Source organism: Streptomyces sp. NBC_01717 (assembly GCF_036248255.1).
GTDB lineage: Bacteria > Actinomycetota > Actinomycetes > Streptomycetales > Streptomycetaceae > Streptomyces.
The window spans coordinates 672,750-694,968 of sequence record NZ_CP109178.1; the positions used below are offsets into that span (position 1 = coordinate 672,750).

17 protein-coding genes, 1 tRNA gene and 1 pseudogene are annotated in these 22,219 nt (G+C 68.3%); 8 read left to right on the forward strand and 11 right to left on the reverse strand.

The window, feature by feature from the left end:
- Positions 1-24: 24 nt before the first annotated feature.
- From OHB49_RS03335 to OHB49_RS03345, 3 genes are all read left to right on the forward strand, one after another.
- Positions 25-471 carry a hypothetical protein gene (locus tag OHB49_RS03335; RefSeq protein ID WP_329157762.1) on the forward strand — a complete coding sequence of 149 codons (447 nt, stop codon included), beginning with the start codon at positions 25-27 and terminating at the stop codon, positions 469-471.
- A complete protein-coding gene (eccCb, locus tag OHB49_RS03340) occupies positions 434-4,765 on the forward strand; it encodes a type VII secretion protein EccCb (RefSeq protein ID WP_329157763.1) in 4,332 nt (1,443 codons plus the stop codon). The genes OHB49_RS03335 and eccCb overlap by 38 nt, the downstream gene beginning before the upstream one ends.
- Before the next feature lie 351 nt (positions 4,766-5,116).
- Positions 5,117-6,001: an LLM class F420-dependent oxidoreductase gene (locus OHB49_RS03345; protein ID WP_329157765.1), complete on the forward strand. Its 885-nt coding sequence runs from the start codon at positions 5,117-5,119 to the stop codon at positions 5,999-6,001.
- A gap of 5 nt (positions 6,002-6,006) precedes the next feature.
- On the opposite strand, the gene OHB49_RS03350 is transcribed toward OHB49_RS03345, so the two are convergent.
- The 3 genes and pseudogenes from OHB49_RS03350 to OHB49_RS03360 form a co-directional block, all read right to left on the reverse strand.
- The gene (locus OHB49_RS03350; protein WP_329157766.1) at positions 6,007-7,332 is read right to left on the reverse strand and encodes an MFS transporter; all 1,326 of its coding nucleotides are present in this window, start codon (positions 7,330-7,332) and stop codon (positions 6,007-6,009) included.
- A 714-nt stretch (positions 7,333-8,046) separates the two neighbouring features.
- Positions 8,047-8,157 (reverse strand): annotated as a pseudogene (locus OHB49_RS03355) (IS5/IS1182 family transposase); the annotation flags it as partial.
- Between the two features lie 69 nt (positions 8,158-8,226).
- The gene (locus tag OHB49_RS03360) at positions 8,227-8,928 is read right to left on the reverse strand and encodes an SDR family oxidoreductase (protein WP_030980625.1); all 702 of its coding nucleotides are present in this window, start codon (positions 8,926-8,928) and stop codon (positions 8,227-8,229) included.
- Between the two features lie 93 nt (positions 8,929-9,021).
- Here OHB49_RS03360 and OHB49_RS03365 point away from each other — a divergent pair, with 93 nt between their 5' ends.
- Complete coding sequence (locus OHB49_RS03365; protein WP_329157767.1) at positions 9,022-9,612, forward strand: TetR/AcrR family transcriptional regulator; 591 nt, start codon at positions 9,022-9,024, stop codon at positions 9,610-9,612.
- On the opposite strand, the gene OHB49_RS03370 is transcribed toward OHB49_RS03365, so the two are convergent.
- Positions 9,609-11,069 carry an aldehyde dehydrogenase gene (locus OHB49_RS03370; RefSeq protein WP_329157769.1) on the reverse strand — a complete coding sequence of 487 codons (1,461 nt, stop codon included), beginning with the start codon at positions 11,067-11,069 and terminating at the stop codon, positions 9,609-9,611. The genes OHB49_RS03365 and OHB49_RS03370 overlap by 4 nt on opposite strands.
- Before the next feature lie 231 nt (positions 11,070-11,300).
- Entirely contained in the window at positions 11,301-12,725 is a 1,425-nt protein-coding gene (locus tag OHB49_RS03375) for an aldehyde dehydrogenase (RefSeq protein WP_329157771.1), read from the reverse strand.
- 150 nt (positions 12,726-12,875) lie between these two features.
- On the opposite strand from OHB49_RS03375, the gene OHB49_RS03380 reads away from it, so the two are divergent.
- Positions 12,876-13,571 (forward strand): TetR/AcrR family transcriptional regulator, encoded by a 696-nt coding sequence (locus tag OHB49_RS03380; protein ID WP_329157772.1) that lies wholly within the window; start codon positions 12,876-12,878, stop codon positions 13,569-13,571.
- Positions 13,572-14,245: 674 nt separating this feature from the next.
- Positions 14,246-15,001, forward strand: a complete 756-nt coding sequence (locus tag OHB49_RS03385) for a dienelactone hydrolase family protein (protein ID WP_329157775.1) — start codon at positions 14,246-14,248, stop codon at positions 14,999-15,001.
- 183 nt (positions 15,002-15,184) lie between these two features.
- Here the strand turns inward: OHB49_RS03385 and OHB49_RS03390 are convergent, their stop codons facing one another.
- A complete protein-coding gene (locus OHB49_RS03390) occupies positions 15,185-15,730 on the reverse strand; it encodes an ATP-binding protein (RefSeq protein ID WP_443079636.1) in 546 nt (181 codons plus the stop codon).
- A 120-nt stretch (positions 15,731-15,850) separates the two neighbouring features.
- Between OHB49_RS03390 and OHB49_RS03395 the strand changes: the two genes are divergently transcribed.
- Positions 15,851-16,453 (forward strand): TetR/AcrR family transcriptional regulator, encoded by a 603-nt coding sequence (locus OHB49_RS03395; RefSeq protein ID WP_329157779.1) that lies wholly within the window; start codon positions 15,851-15,853, stop codon positions 16,451-16,453.
- 109 nt (positions 16,454-16,562) lie between these two features.
- On the opposite strand, the gene OHB49_RS03400 is transcribed toward OHB49_RS03395, so the two are convergent.
- The 3 genes from OHB49_RS03400 to OHB49_RS03405 form a co-directional block, all read right to left on the reverse strand.
- Positions 16,563-17,315, reverse strand: coding sequence for a hypothetical protein (locus tag OHB49_RS03400; RefSeq protein WP_329157781.1), 753 nt, complete (start codon positions 17,313-17,315; stop codon positions 16,563-16,565).
- Positions 17,316-17,613: 298 nt separating this feature from the next.
- Entirely contained in the window at positions 17,614-17,688 is a 75-nt protein-coding gene (locus OHB49_RS45755) for a 50S ribosomal protein bL37 (RefSeq protein ID WP_100661309.1), read from the reverse strand.
- Positions 17,689-17,954: 266 nt separating this feature from the next.
- Positions 17,955-18,188, reverse strand: a complete 234-nt coding sequence (locus OHB49_RS03405; RefSeq protein WP_030980881.1) for a hypothetical protein — start codon at positions 18,186-18,188, stop codon at positions 17,955-17,957.
- A 338-nt stretch (positions 18,189-18,526) separates the two neighbouring features.
- Here OHB49_RS03405 and OHB49_RS03410 point away from each other — a divergent pair, with 338 nt between their 5' ends.
- Positions 18,527-20,029: a carboxylesterase/lipase family protein gene (locus OHB49_RS03410; protein WP_329157784.1), complete on the forward strand. Its 1,503-nt coding sequence runs from the start codon at positions 18,527-18,529 to the stop codon at positions 20,027-20,029.
- Positions 20,030-20,393: 364 nt separating this feature from the next.
- Here the strand turns inward: OHB49_RS03410 and OHB49_RS03415 are convergent, their stop codons facing one another.
- The gene (locus OHB49_RS03415; protein ID WP_329157786.1) at positions 20,394-20,957 is read right to left on the reverse strand and encodes a hypothetical protein; all 564 of its coding nucleotides are present in this window, start codon (positions 20,955-20,957) and stop codon (positions 20,394-20,396) included.
- A gap of 802 nt (positions 20,958-21,759) precedes the next feature.
- Positions 21,760-21,836 (reverse strand) — tRNA-Trp (locus tag OHB49_RS03420).
- Between the last annotated feature and the right edge of the window lie 383 nt (positions 21,837-22,219).

The following is a 22,219-nucleotide window of genomic DNA, read 5'->3' on the forward strand; positions in this document are numbered from 1 at the left end:
AACTGCGTTGCCGGGGAGGCGCGGGTGTACGAGCTGGTGCTCCGAGTAGATGCCGGACCCTCGGCGTCCGATGAGCAGGTGGAGCGCCAAGTGCGCAGCCTGTACCGGGACTTGCGAACGCTTGGCCTGTTCCACGTGGAGCGCAAGGAGGCTCCTGCACCGGCCGGCTCGATGGCCTCCGCGGGGTACGAGATCGGCGCCCTCGTCGTCAGCGGTGCCTTCTCAACGGCGGCGCTGAAGGCCATGAGCAACGTACTGGTGGCCTACATCCAGCGCTCGAAGGGCCGTTCCGTGGAATGGGAGTTCGACGGCAACAGGGGCGCGTTCCAGGCGCTGTCCGCGAAGGACCAGAACAAGTTGGTCGAGGTCGTGGCCGCGCGGATCGCCGCAGGGGTCGGCACGGACGGCGGCAGCGGGGAGCCGGGAGGAAGTGATGGCGGGACGCCGGATCGCGCTGCTGGTCGCGACTAACGGATACGCCGACCCGGGCCTCAGCCAGCTCCGTGCACCGGCGCGCGGCGCCGACGAACTGGAAGCCCTGCTGAAGGACGAGGCGGTGGGCCGCTTCGACTTCGTCCGTACGCTCACCAACCGGACCAAGGGGGAGATCGAGGGGGAGATCGAGGCGCTGCTCAGCAATCGCGCGCCCGACGACCTGGTCCTGCTCTATTTCGCGTGTCACGGCGTCAGAAACGACGCCGATCTGCTGTTCTTCGCGACCACGGCCACGGACCTGAGCCGTCCACACACCACCGCCGTCCGTGCGGACCTCATCCACCAACTCCTGGACGCGTGCGAGGCCCGCACCAAGATCGTGCTCCTCGACTGCTGCTACAGCGGCCTGTTCCACCGGGGCACCCCCATGTCTCCCGCACCGGTCGACGTGGAGGCGGCCCTGGTCGGCCGCGGTACCTTCGTGATCACCGCGTCCACCGCGCTCGAGTACGCCTACGAGGGCGGCCAGTTGACCCAGGAAAACGCCCGGCCCGGGTCACGCTTCACCGCCGCGGTCAACGAGGGGCTCAGCACCGGACTGGCCGATCTGAACCGTGACGGTGTCATCACACCGGATGAGCTGTACACGTATGTGCATGACGCCGTCCTCAATCAGAGCGGCCCGCAACAGACGCCTACCAAGTCCGGCCAGTGCGAGGGGCATGTCGCCCTCGCGTACGCGGTCCACACCGATCCGTCCACCGGCTTGTCCTTGCAGGGGACACGGTCGGACGAGCTGGTACTGGGGACACTGCTCCCGCCCCCGGTCGACACCCCGGACCGGGGCTTCATCTGCGACTCGTGGGAGGGCGCGTCCCGGCTCCTGGTGCCGATCGGCCGGACGGCGGCCGGCTCCGGTGGCGAGCTCATGTGCCTTGACCTCTCCAGCCGGGACGGAAACGCAGCGGTCGTCGGCAGGCTGGGCAGCGGCAAGACGACGCTGCTGCGTGTCCTCGCGATGTCGCTGGCGCTGAGCCACACACCGCATGAGGCGGAGTTCTATCTCCTGGAGGGAGCCGTCAACCGGCTCGGTGTGCTGCGGGCGATGCCGCATGTGAAGATGGTCGCCGCCGCACACGAGCACGAGGCCGTCGCGGAGGTCCTCACAGCGTTGAAGGACGCCGTCGCCGCCCGACGGGCTCTGTTCCGGGACCTGGACATCGACTCCATCGAGGAGTTCCGTGAGTTGCGGGCAGCGGGAAGGCTGCCGCACGACCACAGCAGCGACGTCTTCCTCGTGATCGACGGCTGGCTCGACTTCGATTATGAGATACCCGAGTTCGCCAAAGAGGTTCACCGGCTCGCCAACACCGGCCTCAACTACGGAGTTCACCTCCTCGTCTCCGCCCGGCGGTGGAGCGACTTCGGCAAGAGTCTGCTCGGCCTGCTCGGCACCCGTGTCGAACTCGCCCTGGAGGACCCGTCGGAGTCCCAGATCGACGCGGCTCTCTCCGCGAGGCTCGGGATCGGCTGGGCCCTGTCGCGCCGTCGGCGCTTCCGCGCGGCCGTGCCCCACCTGGAGGAGGTCAACAGTTCCGTGGAGGCCCGGCGGGCTCTGGCCGAGACGACCCAGCGGATGCGGGAACGCTGGCTCGGCGTGCAGCCTGACTCGACACCCCCGCCCCGCACCGACATTCCGTTCACGAAACTGCTCGCCATCGGCGACGCCGAGCAGTTCGACGTGGCCCGCACCTGGCGGCAGCGCCCACCGCAGGAGCGACTGCGGGTGCCGATCGGGGTCGACGGGGCCGGCCGACCCGTTGTGCTCGACCTCAAGGAGGCCGCTCACGGCGGGATGGGGCCACACGGCCTGTGCATCGGCGCCACCGGCTCCGGCAAGTCGGAACTGCTGCGCACGCTGGTCCTCGGCCTCGCCGTCACGCACTCGTCGGAGACGCTCAATTTCGTCCTGGCCGACTTCAAGGGCGGTGCCACCTTCGCCGGCATGTCAGACCTGCCGCACGTCTCGGCAGTCATCACCAACCTCGCCGACGATCTGACCCTCCTGGACCGCATGAGAGACACGATCGGCGGCGAGCTCGTCCGCCGCCAGGAACTGCTGCGGATGGGGGGCAATTATCCCAACGTCGCCCAGTACGAGAAGGCGCGCACGGCGGGCGCCCCGATCGCCCCCCTTCCCACGCTTCTCATCGTGATCGACGAGTTCTCCGAACTCCTCACCGCCCGGCCGGATTTCATCGAGATCCTGGTCCAGATCGGCCGTATCGGCCGTTCGCTCGGTGTGCACCTGCTGCTGGCCTCACAGCGCCTGGAGGAGGGCAAGCTGCGCGGCCTGGACACATACCTCTCGTACCGGATCGGCCTGCGGACCTTCTCCGCCAGCGAGTCCCGGAGGGCCATCGGCGTCCCGGATGCCTATCACCTGCCGCCGGTCCCGGGCTCCGGCTATCTCAAGTACGACACCGACGAGATGACCCGCTTCCGGGCCGCGTACGTCTCGGCCCCCTATGCGCCGGGAGGGCCTCCGTCCACCGCGGACGACGACGTCCTCGCCGACAGTCTGCTGGACGTGCTGGTCGGACGGATCACGGGCCAGGGGCCACCCGCGCACCAGGTCTGGCTGCCTCCGTTGGACGTGCCGGCCACCCTCGACGAGCTGCTGCCGGAACTGGCCGCCACGCCGGAGCGCGGACTGCACCCTCCGGCGTACGACGGGCTCGGCGGGCTCCGGGTACCGGCCGGGCTCGTAGACCGTCCCGACCAGCAACGCCGCGATCTGATGTACCTCGACTTCTCGGGTGCGGCCGGGCACGGCCTGGTAGTCGGCGCACCCCAGACGGGCAAGTCGACGCTGCTTCGTACCGTCGTCTGCGCGCTCGCCCTCACCCACACCCCGTCCGAAGTCCAGTGCTACTGCCTGGACTTCGGCGGTGGGAGCATGCAGCAGCTGCAGAACCTGCCGCATGTGGGGGGTGTGAGCTCGCGACTCGACCCGGAGTACGTACGACGTACAGTCGCAGAGGTCGCCGGCGTACTCTCCTCCCGGGAGGAGTTCTTCCAGGTCCACGGGATTGACTCCATGGCCGCGTACCGGAGGGGGCGCTCGGCCGGAAAGTGGCCGGACCAACAGTGGGGCGACGTCTTCCTGGTCATCGACGGCTGGTCGACCTTCAAGCACGATTACGAGTACGAGCAGTTGGAAGAGGCCGTAGCCGACCTCGCGGCACGCGGCCTCGCTTACGGCGTGCACCTGCTGCTCGCAGCCAACCGCTACGCCGACGTCCGCCCAGCGCTGCGGGACTACTTCGGCACCCAGGTGGAGCTGCGTCTCAGCGACCCGATGGACTCGCAGTTCGCACGAAGGGCGGCCGCGGATGTCCCGGTCGGCGCCCCGGGCCGTGGTCTGACCCACGACAAGTTCCATTTCTTGGCCGCCGTGCCGCGGGTCGGCGGCGGTGCGAGCACCACGACCGGACTGACAGAGGCCACAGCGGACCTCGTCGAGGCCATCCGGTCCCAGTGGACGGAGGCCGGCGCCCCGCCCGTGCGTGTCCTGCCCACGCAGGTGCCCGCGGAAGCGCTCCCGTCGGACTTCGGCCGCTCCAAAGGGGAACTCGCCCTGGGCGTCGACGAGAAGCAGCTGCTCACCTTCGGCGTCGACTTCGATACCGACCCCTATCTGGTCGTCTTCGGGGAGAACGAGTCCGGAAAGACGTCGCTGCTGCGGCTGCTCGCCCAGCGGATCAGTAAGCGGTACACGCCTCAGGAAGCACAACTGGTCGTTGTCGACTACCGGCGTTCGCTGATGGGCGAGCTGCCCTCGGAGTACGTGACGAAGTACGTCCGCAACGGCGTGGACCTTCAGTCCTACATCGAAGGCCTGGTCGGCTTCCTGGAGAAGCGAATGCCCCCGCCGGACGTCACTGCGGAGCAGCTGCGTCACCGGAGCTGGTACACGGGACCCGACGTCTTCCTCCTCGTGGACGACTACGACCTCGTTGCGACCACCTCGAGCAACCCCCTCCACCCGCTCCTGGACTACCTGCCGTTCGCGCGGGACATCGGGCTGCGCATTGTGCTGTGCCGGAATTCGGCGGGGGCCGGGCGGTCGATGTATGAACCGGTCATGCAGTACCTGCGGGAGCAGGGGGCGCACGGGCTCACGCTCTCGGGCGACAAGTCCGAGGGGGCGCTGATCGGTTCGGTGACTCCGTCTCGCCTGCCACCCGGCCGCGCGATGCTCACCGGCCGGCGTATCAGGCCGCTTCAGGTCCAGCTGGCCTACCAGCCTCCCCACGCCGACCTATAACGGAGTGCAGGGCGCATTCCTCCATTGCCATAGATCACCGACGAGTTCGCCAAGACGGCGGTGTCAAAGGCGTAAACCGCGATGAGCCGCGCCCCGTTACGGCTCGCCCGCCACCCCACGGTGGTGAGCAGCGCCTGGGCGTCGCCCACGGACGCCACCACGTCCAGGTCGCGCAGCAGCTCGCCGGACGCAGGCATTGACGGACTGAATCCATGACCGCACGGGACGGGACACGCCGTCGCCCGGCGGAATACGGAGATCACTTCGCGTGGTTTGGTACGACGGATGTCAAACTTCAGTGCAGTCGACGGGCGTCACGCTTCGGTCGACCTTACGGCAGGAGATGGGCCCATGGGGTTCAGCGGCAACAGCACGCAGGCGCAGGCAATCGGCCGGTACGGCCTGTGGAACACCGGGCTGCGCGATCCGGATCCCTCCGGCGCAACCGAACGTGCCGAAACTGCGGCGGAATTGGAGGAGCTCGGCTACGGCGCCCTCTGGCTCGGCGGCAGCAGCGGCGTGGAGCACGCGGCCCCGCTGATCGCAGCAACCCGGTCGATCACCGTTGCAACGGGCATCCTCAGCATCTGGCAGCACGAACCGCAGGACACCGCCGAACGGTGGGCCGCCCTCGAGGCCGCCCACCCCGGACGCTTCCTGCTGGGGCTGGGCGTCAGCCACGCGAAGCTCGCCGAACAGTACAAGCGCCCGTACGCAGCCATGACCGGCTATCTCGACGCACTCGACGCCGCGGGGGTCCCGGCCGGCCGCCGGGTGCTGGCCGCGCTCGGCCCCAGAATGCTGGAGCTCTCCCGCGACCGCGCCGCGGGCGCTCACCCCTACCTGGTCACCCCCGAGCACACGGCTCAGGCACGAGAGACACTCGGCGAGGGGCCCTTGCTGGCCCCCGAGTTCACCGTGATCCTGGAAGCCGACCCGGATCGCGCGCGGGCTGCCGCCCGCGGGTTGCTGGCCTTCTACCTGGAGCTCCCCAACTACACCAACAGCTGGCTCCGGCTCGGCTTCACCGAGGACGACCTGGCCAACGGTGGCAGCGACCGACTGGTCGACGCCCTGTTCGGCTGGGGCGACGAGCAGCGGGTACGCGAACGAATCGACGCCTTCCTCGACGCCGGCGCCGACCACGTCGCTGTACAAGTGCTGTCCACGGTTGAGGATCGCGCCGGTCTGCCCCGGGAGGAGTGGCGGCGGCTGGCGGCGGCACTGGACCTCTGAAGTGCTCAGCCGCCATTGACAGGGCAGTTGAGAACAGCAGGCCGTACGTGACCGATGTCCGGAAGCGCCCGCCCCAGGCGTGCGAGCGGGGACAAAGCCATCAGCACCGGGGACAGCATCATGCCGCCGGCCGTCACCAGGAAGCTGGTACGCAAGCCCCACTCCCCTGCGAGAAGGCCTCCGAGCAGCGAGCCGAACGGGGTCAGGCCCATGCCGACAAACGTGATCGTCGCGGCCACGCGGCCTTGCATCCCGTCCGGGGTGACGGCCTGCCGGACGGCCATGACCGTGACGTTCACCAACTGGCCGAAGGCCCCGAACACAAAGTTGACGGCAACGAGCGCGGGGATCGTCACCGCGGAGGGGCCATGGAGCACAGGTACGCAGAGCAGTACGCCGTCGCCGAGCGCCGCCGCGGACACAAGCACCACGCCGTAACCGAACCGGTTGGGGAGTCGGGCAGCGAGCAGTGAGCCCAGGAGCGCGCCCGGCCCCGTCGCCGCGAGCGCCAGACCGACGGCGGTGCCCGACAGGTGCAGTTCCCGTGGCAGGAAAAGCAGATAGACGGTCATCATGGCCGCGAAGGAGAACTGGAATGCGGCCGAGGCGAGGCCCACGGTCCGCAGCAAGTTATGGCCGCCGACAAACCGGAGGCCCTCATGGATCCGTCGCCACACCCGAGGGGGACGTTCCGAGCGCTCCGGGGTCGATTCGCGGCGACGGATCCGCCGGATCGTCAGGAAGGACAGAGCGAAGAACAGCCCACTGGAGGCGGCGGCGATCGGCGCGGACAGCAGGGACACCAACGCGCCGCCGAGGGCGGGGCCGCCGATCTGGGCCGCTGACCGGCTGCCCTCGAGCGCGCTGTTGCCCTGCACCAGCTGATCGCGTTTCACCAGCCGTACGAGAGAGGCCTGGTAGGCCACATCGAAGTACACGGACAGTGCCCCGACGGCGAAGGCCGCCAGAAACAGTGCCGGCAGGCCGAGCCCGCCGAGGAGGCCGGCCACCGCTGCCGCGCCCAGCGCCAGGGCCCGTCCGAGGTCCGCCAGCACCATGACCGTGCGGGTCCGCCACCTGTCCACCCACGCGCCGACGAAGAGCGAGAGCAGCAGAATCGGTGCCTGCCCAGCCGCGCGGAGGGCGCCCAGCTGGTCGGCTTCGGCGTGGAGCGTCAACACGGCGATCAGCGGCAGGACCACCAGGCTTCCGTGCTCGCCGAGTTGGGAGGCCGTCTGGCCCGCCCAGAGCCTGCGGAAGTCGCCGTCCCGCCACAGGCTTGGCAGACCGGTTCGGCCGGAATCGGGTACAGCGGAGGAAGCGGACGGCACACAGACCCCTTGGGTTGCCGAAGACGGGTCCCGCCATCCGTCGCACGACAGGTGCGCCGACGGTTCGGACGGGGGATGGCTCGCCGTGCCGCGCATCCAGGGCAGCACGCGATGACTGGCCGATCACGGCCTACGACGTCAACGCGCGCTCGGACGACCGGGCATGTCTCAGCTCCTTGTGGGGGTCACTCGCCGCCCGAAGACTAGCCCTGCAACGCTTCACGCGAAAAGCGATTTGAAGCCTGTGGCAGACGACCGGGTCGCGCTCACGGAGCCCCCACGCCCGAAGCGGTTGCGTCACGCGAGGCCAACCGCCCCAAGAACGGCTACGGCGGCCCCTGGACCGTAGGCATCCCCGACGCAGCCCTGCGCCGGGAGACCCCGCGTCGCGGGCTCTGGCTGGACACGTCGCACCAGACGCCCGACCAGACCGTGGACCAGCTTCTCGCCGACCTCGCCACAGCCCGCATCGCCGGCTGAGAGAACCCGTCAAAGGATCGCTGTCGAAACCCGTCGACCAGGGAGTTTGCTGTCCCGTCGGGCGAACCGGCCAACCCGCTGCAGCGCAAGCTGACCCAGCAACACCCGAGACGCCGCACCTGTGGCGCGGCGGCCCACGGCCACCGCGCCACACGACTTCCTCGGACTGACGGGCTCATCCGCTCGGCAGGCACAGCACGTCGGCCCGGGACGTGCGAGTAGAGGGCTGAGGAAGGCCCGTTTGTCGAAGCGGGTGGCCACGGCCCGGAAGCCTTTGAAGGCATTGATCGCCCGCTCGACTTCGTTGCGGCGACGGTAGATCGCCGTGTTGAAGTCGGTCGGGCGCCCGCCCTCGCTACCTCGGCGTCGGCGTGTGGCCCGCTGGTCCCTCGGCCGACGAAGGCAAGAGGCCGGTCAGGCGCTGAGTTCCGGGTAGAAGTTCGTGATGTCGCCGGACAGGGCGGCCTTGGCCTGACGGGAGGTCTCGTCGGCGAGCACCTCGAACGCGCCCTTCTCGATCCCGTCCAGCGCCTCCTTGGCGATGTCGGCCGGCTTCGACTTGGGCTGGGTCACCTCCGCGGTCATGTCGGTGTCGACGTATCCCATGTGCAGGCCCGTCACGCCGATGCCGCGGTCAAGCAGTTCAAGCCGGATGGCGTTGGTCTGCAGCCAGAACGCGGCCTTGGTGGCGGAGTACGCGCCGTGCCGAGCGATCCACGAAAGTGCCGAGTGCGCGTTCAGGATGTGGCCGCCGCCGTTGCGCTCGATCACCGGGACGAAGGCCCGGGTCACATTGAGCGGGCCGAAGAAGTTGGTCTCGAAGACGTTCCTGATGTCCTCGATCGGCACGTCCAGGTAGGTGTCCGGTGCGCTGCTGCCGGCGTTGTTGATCAGCACGGTGACGTCGGGCGCTGCCGCCACCAGCGCCTCGATCGAGGCGAGGTCGGTGACCTCCAGAGCCAGCGGTACGACGCGGGCGTCGGTGCTCGGCTGCGGGTTCCGCGCGGTGGCGTAGACCTTCTTCACGCCGCGGGTGAGCAGCTCGTCCACGATCGCCTTGCCGATACCGCGGTTGCCGCCGGTGACGAGTACGACGGCGCCTTCGAGAGTGGTCACTTTGACTCCAGACAAAAGATGGAAACCGATCTGTTTCCACCAAGGTAAACCGATCTGTTTCCGACTGCAAGCCCAGCCGGTACCCTCGATGCCATGACGACCTCGGTGACACCCCGCGAACGACTGCTGCAGGCGGCGGGCGAACTCTTCTACCGCGACGGGATGAACATCGGCGTGGATGCGCTGTGCAAGGCCGCCGGGGTCTCGAAGAAGTCGATGTACCAGTTGTTCCGGTCCAAGGACGAGGTGATCGCGGAGAGCCTCGCCAGCCGCGGCCCGACGTACGAGGCCGCCCTGCTACCGGGCCCGGACGACGCGCGGTCGCCGCGCGGTCGCATTCTGACCGTGTTCGAGCGGCAGGACCGGATGACTGCCGAGGGCAGCTTCCTCGGCTGCCCGTTCGTGAGTGCTGCGGTGGAGCTGAAGGACCCCGGACATCCGGGCAGTGTGGTCGCGCGCCGTTTCAAGCAGCACCTGACCGACTTCTTCCAGGCCGAGCTCGTCGCCGCCGAGGCTGAGGATCCGGAGAGCCTGGCCGTGCAGTTGACGATCGTCTTCGACGGCGCGAGCGCCCGGGTCGTCGTACAGTCCCAGGCGCTCGCGGGCATCGGCGTGGCCACGGCAGCGGCCTTGCTGGATGCTGCCGGCGTCGAGCAGACAGTGCCTGCGGGCCAGGCCCGCTAGTCGGCCCTTCCGCGGACGCGGGTGATGGTCTTGTGCTCGACGTATCCGGTCAGGCCGACCTTGCCGTACTCGCGGCCGATGCCGCTGGCCTTGTAGCCGCCGAACGGTCCGTCGAAGCTCATCGGGGAACCGTTGATGGTGAGCGTGCCGGTACGCACTCGCCGAGCGATCTCAAGTGCTCGGTCGGGGTCGGCGGACCACACGCCGCCGGACAGGCCGTACTCGGAGTCGTTGGCGATCCGGACCGCGTCGTCCTCGTCGTCGTAGGCGATGACGGCGAGCACCGGGCCGAAGATCTCCTCCTGGGCGATGCGCATCCTGTTGTCGACGTCGGCGAACAGGGTCGGGGTGACATAGTTGCCCCTTTCCAGCCCGGCGGGGATCTGCGTACCGCCGGTGACCAGCCGGGCGCCCTCCTCGATGCCCACCTGGATGTAAGAGATCACCCGCTCCTGCTGATCCGGGCGGATCATGGGGCCGACGAAGGTGTCGGGGTCGGCCGGGTCGCCGACCTTCAGCGACTCCACCAGATCCTTGAGCGCGGAGACGACCTCCTCGTAGCGGCTGCGCGGCGCGAGGATGCGCGTCTGGAGAATGCACGCCTCGCCGTTGTTGCCCAGCGAGCCGAACTTCAGCCCCTGGGTGACCTTGCCGAGGTCGGCGTCCTCCAGGATGATCGCGGCGGACTTGCCGCCGAGTTCGAGACTGACCCGCTTCAGTTGCTCGCCGGCGATCGAGGCGATGCGACGGCCGGCCCGGGTGGAACCGGTGAACGCGATCTTGTCCACATCGCGGTGCGACACCAGGTACTCACTGGTCTCCCGGTCGGCGGGCAGGATGCTGAGCACACCTTCGGGAAGGCCGACCTCGGCAAACAGCTCGGCAAGCATCATCATGCTCAGCGAGTTCTCCGGCGAGGTCTTCAGCACGACGGTGTTGCCGGCCAGCAGCGCCGGGGTCAGCTTCGCCATCGCCGCCGAGAAGGGCGAGTTCCACGGGATCACCGCTGCGACCACCCCGATCGCCTCGCGGCGCACGATGGTGTCGTACGGAGCCGCGGGGTCGGAGGGATCTACGATCTCCTCCCAGCCGAACTCCTCGGCGGCCTTGAGATAGGAGTTGATCTGCCGGGTCAGGAACGGCTGGCCCATCTTGGTGAACCAGCCGGCCGAGCCGTTCTCCGCGGAGATCATCTCGGCGATCTCGTCAGCTCGCGCCTCACGCAGCGCGTTGAGATGCCGGATGATCTCCTGCCGCTCCTTGGGATCCGTCCGCGGCCACGGTCCGTCGTCGAACGCTGCACGGGCCGCGGCCACGGCCCGGTCGATGTCCTGCGGAGCGGCCTGTGCGACACGGCCCAGAACGGACCGGTCGTGCGGAGAACGGATCTCCAGCAGGTCAGGGGGGCTGGGGGCGGTCCAGGCGCCGCCGATGTAGAGCTTGTCGTACAGGATCATCTTGGTTCGCTCTCTTCTTCCCGATTCGCAAGCCGCCGCACGGCGGGACGGCGCGTCGCAAGCGGTGTCGTCAACAGGTGGAGCCGGTGGACTCGAAACTGCGGGTCCTGCCCGGGTGGGGGTGGTGCGGGGCCGCCCGAGCGACGAAGTGGCCAGGGCCGGTCCCTTTTCGGCACATTCCGGTGAGCGGGTCACGTCCGGCCGGTCGCCCGGCTGTTCCGCTCGGGTACGTCAGCTGCTGATCGTCTTGAACTCGACGTACTGGCCCAGTCCGACAAGCCCGAATTCACGGCCGATCCCGCTGGCCTTGTAGCCGCCGAACGGCCCGTCGAATGCGGCGTGGGCCCCGTTGACGGAAAACGTTCCGGTACGGACACGGCGGGCGATCTCCATGCCGTGCTCGGTGTCGGCGCTCCACACGCCGCCGCCGAGGCCGTACGGGGAGTCGTTGGCGATCCGCACGGCGTCCTCCTCGTCGTCGAACGGGATGACGACGAGAACGGGGCCGAAGATCTCCTCCCGGGCGATGCGCATGCTGTTGTCGACGTCGGCGAACAGCGTGGGGCGCACGTAGAAGCCGCCCTCCAGCCCCTGCGGCACGTCGGATCCGCCTACGACGAGACGCGCACCCTCCTTGATCCCGAGGTCGATGTAGTTCCGCACGCGCTGCTGCTGATCGGCGCGGACCATGGGACCGATGAAGGTGGCGGGGTCGGATGGGTCCCCCACCGTGAGCCCCTCGAGCATCGTTGCCAGCGCGGCAACGATCTCCTCGTAGCGGCTGCGGGGCGCAAGGATGCGGGTGTGCGCGACGCAGCTTTCGCCGTTGTTCGCCAGAGACGCCGTCTTCAGCCCCTCGGCAACGGCAGCAAGGTCGGCGTCCTCGAGGATGATCGCGGCGGACTTGCCGCCCAGCTCCAAGCTCACCCGCTTGAGCTGTTCGCCCGCTATCGCCGCAATACGGCGGCCTGCCGCCGTTGAACCGGTGAACGCGATCTTGTCCACGCTCGGGTGCGAGACCAGGTACTCGCTGACCTCCCGGCCGGCGGGCAGGATGCTGAGGACGCCCTCCGGCAGGCCGGCCTCGGCGAAGATCTCGCCGAGCACCAGGGCGTCGAGCGCGGTCTCCGGCGCGGCCTTGAGGACGACGGTGCAGCCCGCGAGAAGGGCGGGAACAATCTTCGCCAGAGCCGACTGATGTGGTGCGTTCCACGGGATGACCGCGGCGATCACCCCGACCGGCTCTCGGCGGACCGTCGTGCCGGATTCCAGGCGCTCCTCCCAGCCGAAGGATTCCGATGCCCGCAGGTAGGAGGCGGTCTGCTCGGCGATCCCGCCGTTGTGCAGCAGACCGGTGAACCACAGCGGGGTGCCGTTCTCGGAGGTGACCAGGGCCGCGAGTTCCCGGCCGCGCGCCGTGTGCAGCTCGTTGAACCGCGCGAGGACAGCGCGCCGCTCGCTCGGCGTCGTCCGTGGCCAGGGCCCGTGGTCGAAGGCCTGCCGCGCGGCCTCGACCGCCCGGTCGACGTCCGCCTCGGCTGCGCCTGGGACCCGGCCCACCAGTGACTGATCGTGCGGAGAGCGCACCTCGATCGTCTCGGAGCCCGCAGGTTCGGTCCAGCGTCCGCCGATGAAGAGCTTGTCGTAAGAGGTCATGGGGGGTGCGTCGCTTTCGTCAGACAGCAGGGCCACCGAATAAGAGGCCAGTGGCCCTCTACGCCCTCCAAGGTAACAACCCACTGGCCCTTTAACAAGAGGCCAGCGGGTCTGCTACTTTGAACGCGAGCCATACCTAGGAGGAAGGCCGTGAGCCAGACCGAGAGCGCCGCCTTCCAGCGGGCCCGGCGACCGGAACAGGTCGAGATTCGCAAGCAGACGATTCTCGACGCGGCCGAAACCCTGCTTGGTGAGATGTCGATCGCCGAGATCAGCCTGCGCGAGCTCAGTCGCCGGGTCGGACTGTCGAAGACGAACGTCGTGCGCTACTTCGAGACCCGCGAGGCGGTATTCCTCGAACTCCTGCGCCGCTCCCAGCAGGAATGGCTGGACGCCCTCGAACGCGACCTGCCGCCCGCCCGGTCGGCGCCGCACCACGTCGTCTGCAGCGCACTCGCGGCTTCCCTGGCGCAGCGGCCGCTGCTGTGCGAACTATGGAGCGCACTGGCCACAGTCCTGGAACGCAACGTCTCCCTCGAATCCGTCCGCGCATTCAAACTGTCCAACCTGGAAGCGCAGGTGCGCTTCGCCGGCCTGGTCAGCAACCGCATTCCCGAACTGGGAGACGACGCCGCCCGGGAACTGGCGGCCCTGTGTACCGTCGCCGTGGCGGGTCTGTGGCCCTTCGCCAACCCCTCCCCCACCGTCCTGGCGGCGACCGAGGACCCGCGCCTGGCCGGATCCCGCATCGACTTCGCCACCATGCTCACCCGACACCTCGACCTACTGGTCACCGGACTGCTCCACCGCCCCGCCGCCTCGCCGACTTGTCCCTCCCGGCAATGAATGCGGGGGGCGGCAACACCCGGCAGACCTGGTCCAATTGCGCGACTGCGTACCCGCGGTAGCGAAGGCGACGTATTGCGCGGAGTGGGTGGCACATGGCTTCGGCTTCCGGCCGGCGTCGTACAGGTTCTCCGACCAGTGGCGAGGAGAAGACCAGTCGTCCGGCCGCAACATCTCCGCTGCTGTCGATGAAGAGTTGAATCGTCGCCCAGCTCGGGACGCGACGTGATCCCGGGACCCGGGACCGGGAGCTCCACTGGCGTACACGCACCGCAGCATTCGCGTCATCCCTGGGATGGCGCAACTGAACAACCTGCCGCGACGACCTAGCATCCGTTGTCGTGGCACACACGCTGGCACCGACTGTCGGGAGCAGCGCGCCGCGGACAAGGCGCACGCCGGACCTCGCAGAACAGTGCGCGTACTTCAACGGGCGAGAAGCATTGACCGCCTGACTGCACCGCGGGATCGGTCCGGCCGAGGGACAGGTTGGCACGTGGAGGGACGAACGGGGTCTGCCGGTCGACGAACAGTGCTCGCCCGCGCCTTCCGGCGCATCGCCGATCCCCCCGCCCTGACACCCCACTGCTGTCACCCGCCCCACTGGCCAACCATGCGAAACCCCTCCTTGCCCCGGGCAACGGAGGAAAACAGGAAGAGAGAGGAGACCGTCCATGACCGCCGTGCGCGGAACATCGGTGGACATCCCCACCCAGGACGGCACCGCCGATGCCTACCTGACCCACCCCGACGACAGCACTCCCCATCCCGCGGTCCTGCTCTACATGGACGCCTACGGACTCCGCCCTCACCTGAAGGAAATGGCCGACCGCCTCGCCCGAGCCGGCTACACCGTCCTGCTTCCCAACGTCTTCTACCGCCATGGGCGGGCCCCGGTGGTCGAACTGCCCGACGTCATCGGCCCGGCCAGCCGACCGGAGATCTTCGAGCGTCTCGGCCCGATCATGACGTCACTGACGCCCGATCTGGCGATGCGTGACGCAGACGCCTACCTGCGCTGGCTGGCCGCCTCCCCCCTGACCACCGACGGGCCCGTCGGCATCACGGGCTACTGCATGGGCGCCGGCCTGGCCCTGCGCACCGCCGGCACGTACCCGGAGCGGGTCGCAGCCATGGCCGGCTTCCACGGCGGCCGTCTGGCCACCGACTCGCCCGACAGCCCGCACCTGCTCGCCGACCGGATCACCGCGGAGCTGTACTTCGGCCACGCCGACCAGGACCCCTCGCTACCTCCCGAGCAGATCGACCGCCTCGAGGAGGCCCTCACCGCAGCGGGCGTACGCCACCACAGCGAGATCTACACCGGGGCGCACCACGGCTTCACCCAGGCCGACACCGCCGCCTACGACAGCACAGCGGACAAGCGCCACTGGGCCGCGCTCTTGGCGCTCCTGGACCGCACACTCTGACTGCCCCGCCGCTGCTCGGGCACCATACCCTCCAGCGGGACCGTCTCCCACAGGGCGAAGCGCGCCCTCCGTCAGGGGCTGCCCGCGGTAGAGCGCCTCGCCCGGTCGGCAAGCCGCCGTCCCCTTGTCGGCATGCTGATCGCCATCGCCGTCCTCCTGGCGCTCAAGGACGCCACCGAGGCCTCAGAGGCCGCCGGGCCGACAGCTCTGCGCGGGTACGGGGACCGGCAGTTCGAACCACAGGGTCTTGCCGGTGGGGGTGCGGGAACTGCCCCAGGCTTCGGCGAGCAGGTCGAGGAGTTCCATGCCGCGCCCGCCTTCCGCGTCGGCGCAGGTGGTGCGGCGTACCGGACCGTCGGAGTTGGTGTCCTCGACCTCGCACCGCAGATGTGAGCCGCGGACCTGGAGATTGAGTCGTACGGGGCCGCGTGCGTGACGCAAGGAGTTGGTGACCATCTCGCTGACCAACAGCTCAACGGTGTCAGCCAGCTCGTTCAGGCTCCACGCGCCGACTTGCGCGGTCGCCAGTCGGCGGGCTCGGCTGACGGAGATCAGCTCCGGCGCCAGAGGCCAGGAGGCGTCCTGGGCGGTGGCCCGGGCGCGGGGAGCGCTCAGCGGCCGCAGGGGCTCCATGGTCCGCGACCACAGGGCCAGCTGGCGGGCGAACCACGAAGACGGGGCGCCCTCGGAGACACTCGCCTTGCCGAGAGCGGCGTCCTGGGCAGCCATGCCGATCAGTCCCTTCCCTATGAGCACGCCGGTTTACGTAGCGGTTATTACATTTAAATATACATGTAGCGGGTGTTACGGTAAAGGTCGGGCTGAATCGGACACTGGCGAGGAGGCTTCATGCCGCGGCCGGCTGACCCAGCCAAACGAGCGGACCTGCTGCGCCGCATCCGCGCGTACGTGCTCCGCAACGGACTGACGGGCCTCTCCCTGCGCCCGCTGGCCCGGGAACTGGGCACCAGCGACCGCATGCTCCTCTACTACTTCGACACCAAGGAACGCATGGTCGCGGAGGCACTGTCCGTGGATGACCGACGCCCGCTCCTGCGCTTTCGCGATGTACGCAACTCCACCGATGCCCCCGAGGACGCGGCGGGCCTGCGGCGCCTCCTGGAAGAGCTGTGGGAGGAGTTCCACAGTCCGGACCGCCGCGCCGCGATGCCACTCCAGTTCGAATTGATGACGGCCAGTGTGCTCCACCCCGACAAGTACGGGCCCCTGATGCGCGATCTGATCACCGAGTGGACGGATCTGTTCACCCCCCTTTTCGTCCGCCTCGGCATGTCCGACGAACGTGCCCGGAACGAGGCCACCCTGCTGGTCGACGCCATCCTCGGGCTGCTCTACGGGTCGCTCGCCGACGGCGACTGGGACCGGGCGACGGCTACCTTCCGCACCCTTCTGGGCCGCCTTGAATCCGGCTGGACACCCGACGGCACGTAAACCGACACCGCCCCCACGCATCGTCACAGGGCGACGCGCACAGCGATGCGTATGCGCCGACGGACCTTCGGCTCAGGCGAAGGTGTCATGGGATCCCACTCGACTCCGCTCAGGGAGCGTCGCTTCGATCAGCGGTGCCGGAGATCGCCAGGACAGCGTCTTGCTGCGCCGCCCGCCGTTCCATTCCCCAGCGCCGGCGGGCAAGGGCGAAGCCGACTCCGGCTATCAACGCGGGAACGGCCAACTCCATTGCCAGTGACGCCATCCAGTCCGGGTTCATCCGCCGCGTCAAGCCGCTGGTGTACTGACAGGTCGCCTGAGGTGGGAAGAAGCTGTACTCCAACGTCTTCGGCGCATTGGTTCCCCAGTCCGCTCCTACTGAGCAGACCGACGACGGCCCCGCGAACAGCCTCCATCCGACCAGCGCGTAAAACATGAGGAACACAGACCCGGTCACGAAAAACGCCGTCCCCGTGCGGCGGAGCCTCTCGCCCCTGGACATCGGTACAACCAGATCACTACCGAGTCGCGGATCGAAACACTCCGCAATCAGGGCCACGAGCAGGCAGGTGACCATGACCAGCAGGCTCCCCCAGAGCAGCACGCCGAGCACCCCCCGGCCGCCGATCGAGGAGACGTCTCCGTGTTGGAACTCGCAGATGGTGGCCGGAGGAAACGCCTGATCCCGCACCCGCAGGAGTCGGCCCGGCCCCTGCGTCATCCCCTGCATGCACCGCTCGTCAAATTCGAACATGCCGAGCAGTGCGAGCCCTGAGCCAACCGCCACAGCACCGAACGAGATTCCTGTCGCGACCCATAGGCCGCCCGTCCGATAGCCGCCGTACGTACGTGCGTTTGACATTCGCGCACAGTAGCGGATCGCAATGCTGCAACTGACGGAATCGGGCCGCTGAAGCTCAAGTGACCCGGAGTCGGCGCCGATGCAGCAGCGGGCCCCGCGGGTGCTTGGCGTCGACGAGTTCGCCTCCCGCAGGGGCCGCACCCACAGAACCCTCTTCGTCGATTTCGCAGCCGGCCTGGAAGTTGACCTCCTGCCCGACCGCACGCCGGAGCCTGCGCCACCTGACCGCGCGACCACCCCGGCGCCGGGAGCGTCCAGTTGGCCCTGAAGGCGGTTCACGAGCCCAAGTCGGGCGTTCTCAGGCGTTGGGACGCTTGCCGTGATTGGCCTTCTTCTTCTTGCGGGCGCGTCGCTTGTTCCCTCGCTTGGCCATGGTCCACACCTTCCAGATTCCGGACTTTTCGGGCGCTCGTCAGTCTAGGTTCAGCCAGACGCGTCCGCATCGGGCGGCGCGCCGTTGGGGCCAGGGAGCGCTTCCCCTCTCTACGGCCTCGTGAACAGCGCATCCCGGGTCATCCCGGGCCGACCCTCCCCCCTTCGTCGTCGTGCTCGAGCCCGGCTGCACGTGCTGGACCGCGAGCTGATGCCAGGCCAGGCGTGAAGCAGCGGTGTGCCGGATAGGCCAGAAAGCCCGCCCGTTCAGGGGACCCACTTGTACTTGGCTCCACCGACCCATCTCACGACCGCGGGATCGTCGAGGTCGACATCGGTCACCCCCGCCTGGTGCGCCAGCCTGATCACATCCACCATGTCGTAGGCAGGGCCGACCAGCTCCCCGTTGATCTCCACCATGCGGTACGGCGGATCGTCCGGCACTACGCCGAGGACGACGACGGGGGTGGGGTGGAACACCTCTTGAGCATCGTTGGTCATGCTTACAGCGTGTGGCAGGGGCGCGACACTCACATGTCGAGCGGACCAGCGGGCGCAGATCCTCGGCCGGACTCACCGCCAGGCGGGAGGGCTGCCTGAAGAGGACCGGTCGCTGATGCCGTGACCCGGCGGGATGTCAGGCGAGCCGGACGCAGGCAGATGCTCAGCCTCAAAGGCTACCGACCAGGATGATGATTGACATCGCAAGTGCGTCAATCGAACCGATCCAGGCGTTGGTTCTGAGACCGGCCCCGCTGACAAGCTGAGGGCCATGGCCGATCTCCCACCCGGATGGCCGTCGCTGGATCGGTCGGCACCATGCTGTGCGAAGGAGCCCTGTGGATAGGCGCAAGACAAACGACGGTTGGGTACAAGGCCATCGGCCGGTTCCGGATGTCGTCGCCTTTTTCGGTATTCCTTACGCTGCTGCGCCGTTCGGGGGCAACCGGTTCAGGGAACCGCGCCCGGTCCACGCATGGGGAGGAGTTCGAGAGTGCAAGGATTTCGGCCCCATTGCCCCGCAGTCGGCAAGACTGCCCGGGGCACCTGCCTGGTCGCCCGGCAACGAGGAGATTCTCACGCTCAACATCTGGGCTCCTTCATCCGACGGTGCTCCGTTGCCGGTCCTGGTGTGGATCCACGGCGGTGCGTACACCTTCGGGTCCTCCGCGCAGCCTGATTTCGACGGCACGGCACTGGCCCGAGCCGGTGTGATCGTGGTGACCTTCAACTACCGACTCGGTTTTGAAGGCTTCGGTCACCTTCCGCCCGGCACCGAGTCGCCGTACCCGGAAAATCGGGGCCTGCTCGACCAGATCGCCGCGCTGCGGTGGGTGCGTGACAACATCACCGCTTTCGGCGGCGATCCGACAAACGTCACGCTGGCCGGGCAGTCTTCCGGGGCAGCCTCAGCCGCCTGCCTGATGGTGATGGACCAGGCCCGCGGTCTGTTCCGGCGCGTCATAGCCCATAGCGTCGCGAGCCCTTGCTATTCGATCGAGCTCGCTGCTGAGACCACCCGGAAAGTTGCTGATGCAGCCGGCATCCCCTGCACGGCCGATGCCTTGGTGTCCGCCGCTCCGCACACGCTGGTCGCCGCCTCCGATCGGGTCGTCGACGACTACCGGCAGGACCCATTCTCCGGGCACCGCCACTACGACCCCGTGATATACGGTCCTGTCGCCGGAGGTGGCATCCTGCCCAGCGACCCGTTGTCCGCGACAGCCGCCGGATCCGCCCGCGAGGTGGACCTGTTGGTCTGCCACACGACGCAGGAGTACCGGCTGCTCGATGCCGTGGGCAGCAGCGCGAAGGTCATCACCGACGACCAACTCGCGCTTTTCGCGAAGGACTTCCATCTCCCCGACACCCTGGTGCCGGGCTACCGTGCGCTGATGCCCCTTGCCCCCGCCCTCGACATCTATCTCGCCATCTTCGGCGACATGCAGTTCAGCGAGTACAGCACTCGGCTCGCTGAGCGGCACGCTCAATCCGGTGGCCGAACCTTCATGTCCCGCTTCGCCCGTCAGCGCAACGGTCCAGAAGGAGCGGTGTACGCCTGGCACTGCGCGGACATCCCCTTCGCGTTCGGCAACCTCACTGCCAAGAGCGTCGAGTTCCTCATCAGCGGACCGCCGAGCGCTGAGGACCACCAGCTGTCTCGGCGCATGCTGAACGCATGGGTCTGTTTCGCTACTACGGGCGACCCCGGCTGGCAGCCGATCAACGACTCCACCAGCAGCGTCCAGACCTGGGGCAGGTCAGACAGCCCCTCCCAGCTGCACGCCGCCGGCATCCGCGAGCTGTGGCACCAAGCAGACTTCCCACTCCTGCGGCCATGAGACGCAAACTCTGCGGCTCCGAAGCACCACCCCGACCAGTGCCCGCCGCAGCCGACCGGTCGAGCAACGCGTCCGAACGAGCGATGCCGACCGATCGAGCACCCCACAGGCACGGGCCCCGAAAATGGGGGCCGCAGGGCTGCAGCCCACCGGGGCCGCCTTGCCGCGACACGCGGGGAACTCGATGAACGCTTAGTATGACGTAGAGGGTGTATAGGAGCTCCAGGCGCGCGTCATACGTGTGCGCGACCGCCTGGCATCTGTGCATCTGCGCATCCGTTGATCCGCCGAGGGGTACCCCCGCGCCGGAAACCCCGGCCCGATTCCGACGGGCCGGGGTTTCCATGTGATGCGGGTGGAGCTGTTACCACTTGTTGCCGTAGTGGTCCCTGACCACTCGGAAGCTGCCCACGACACCGTGGCGAACCTTCACGCCACCGCGGACCTGGCGGGTGAAGACACCGTTGCTGGTGCTCCAGGGACCGACAGTGGCGACCGGGGAGCCGTTGTCGCAGGTCGCCCCACGGAAGAGCTCCACAGACCGGTGGCTGTCGTTGCGAACGTTGAAGCTCCGCGAGCCCAGCCCGCTGACCACGGTGATGCAGCCCTCCTCCGAGCGGGCGGAGTACGACCGCTCGTTGATGAAGATCCGGCCTTCGTACTTGTAGCCGTGGCCACCACCGTAGCCACCGCCACCCCCGTAGCCGCCTCCTTCATTGCCCTTCCCGCCCGCGACTCCGCCTTCGTTGCCGCCTTCGCCACCGAGCGGAGCCGTCGCAGGGGCACCCTGCTGGACGGCCGGCGCGGCCTGCTGGACGGACGGGGCAGCCTGGGGGGAACCAGCGGCCGAGGCATAGGTGATACCAGTAGTTGCGAGGACCGCGGCGCCCACTGCGGCGGCGGTCACGGCGACGGTACGCGTCGTCATGTCATTCTCCCTTGTCTCTGAGGGTCGGCCGGGCAACCGGCCTGCAATGAACGTACTTATGGGGCCTTTACCTGTCATGTCGGATGTGGCACCAGGGGGCCGACCGGGCGAATGCGCGGCTCATATCGCACATCTGGATAGACCTGATGAACCGTCAAAACACTTAAAAATAGGCCTATATGACATACGACTAGGCCTTCTGGGTGACTTCATGACACCCACTCACCCTCTCGGCAGCATGCCGCCGGGTTCCAGCGCCAAAAGCCGCTCCTTACCTCCCTGAACGAGCGTCACCGACACTCACTCCTGCCGCCCTGACCGCCGCAGCGGCCCGGCCGCACCCTCCCCCGCACACCAGGACGGAGCCGTCGGCATCACCACGGTCCACCCTGCCGACGAGGCACTCACCAGCCCGTTCCGACGGTGCGGCCCCGGCCTGGCCGCCGGTAGGCGCCCGACAGATCCGTAGCGCATGAGGGGTGACACAACGCCGATGACGTCAGCGCCGTCACCGGCCGGCGACGGCGGAATGGTCCAGCAGAACGGCGAAACACTGACGGCCGTCGACCAGCCTGGCGAGGGGCCACACGTGCCTCGCGATCCGTAACGCGGACGGGGAGGTGCGCACGTATTACCCGTTGGCGGGTCGGTCCCATGGAGGAGTTCGGAACCGAGGCCGGCGCCCCGGAGACGGGCCCGTTCGTGGTACACAAGGTGACTTCGGTCAGGGTGTCACCGCCGCAGCGGCCCCGGACTCCGGCAGAGGCCCGCTCGCAGTGGAATCCCTGATCAGTGGCAGGGGTGGCAGGGGTGGCAGGAGTCGAACCTGCGGCATCCGGTTTTGGAGACCGGCGCTCTGGCCATCTGAGCTACACCCCTTCGGCACTCGCAGCTTGCCACGCGCGGCGAACCCTGATCCACCGATTTTCGCTCCTCGACAACCAGTAGCCCGGAGCACCCGCTCCGTGCCGCTGCTCGCTCCCGACTCTCCACAGCCCAGGCTTGCGCCCGGCATGGCCGGCTCCCATGTCCACGTGCCGTCACGCGAGTTGACTCCCACCCACCCTCTTCACTCCGCTGCCCCGCCATCTTCACCCGGTTGGACGGTGCGGCCGGGCTCAACAGCGCCGATGCGTGAACGCTGGGGTGCTCCAGGCACCTCAAGGGAAGCGAGAACGGCATGACCGCATTGGCGATCTTCGGCGCACGGCATCGAATATTGCGTGCACACGTCACCGTGGCCGGATGTGCCCTCGCCCTGT

Excerpts from the sequence above, each read along its gene's own strand:
- OHB49_RS03405 (WP_030980881.1), bottom strand. The coding sequence starts at position 18,188 with ATGACCAACGATGCTCAAGAGGTGTTCCACCCCACCCCCGTCGTCGTC.
- OHB49_RS03375 (WP_329157771.1), bottom strand. The coding sequence starts at position 12,725 with ATGACCTCTTACGACAAGCTCTTCATCGGCGGACGCTGGACCGAACCT.
- OHB49_RS03400 (WP_329157781.1), bottom strand. The coding sequence starts at position 17,315 with ATGTCAAACGCACGTACGTACGGCGGCTATCGGACGGGCGGCCTATGG.
- OHB49_RS03385 (WP_329157775.1), top strand. The coding sequence starts at position 14,246 with ATGACCGCCGTGCGCGGAACATCGGTGGACATCCCCACCCAGGACGGC.
- OHB49_RS03390 (WP_443079636.1), bottom strand. The coding sequence starts at position 15,730 with ATGGCTGCCCAGGACGCCGCTCTCGGCAAGGCGAGTGTCTCCGAGGGC.
- OHB49_RS03395 (WP_329157779.1), top strand. The coding sequence starts at position 15,851 with ATGCCGCGGCCGGCTGACCCAGCCAAACGAGCGGACCTGCTGCGCCGC.
- OHB49_RS03345 (WP_329157765.1), top strand. The coding sequence starts at position 5,117 with ATGGGGTTCAGCGGCAACAGCACGCAGGCGCAGGCAATCGGCCGGTAC.
- eccCb (WP_329157763.1), top strand. The coding sequence starts at position 434 with ATGGCGGGACGCCGGATCGCGCTGCTGGTCGCGACTAACGGATACGCC.
- OHB49_RS03365 (WP_329157767.1), top strand. The coding sequence starts at position 9,022 with ATGACGACCTCGGTGACACCCCGCGAACGACTGCTGCAGGCGGCGGGC.
- OHB49_RS03415 (WP_329157786.1), bottom strand. The coding sequence starts at position 20,957 with ATGACGACGCGTACCGTCGCCGTGACCGCCGCCGCAGTGGGCGCCGCG.
- OHB49_RS03370 (WP_329157769.1), bottom strand. The coding sequence starts at position 11,069 with ATGATCCTGTACGACAAGCTCTACATCGGCGGCGCCTGGACCGCCCCC.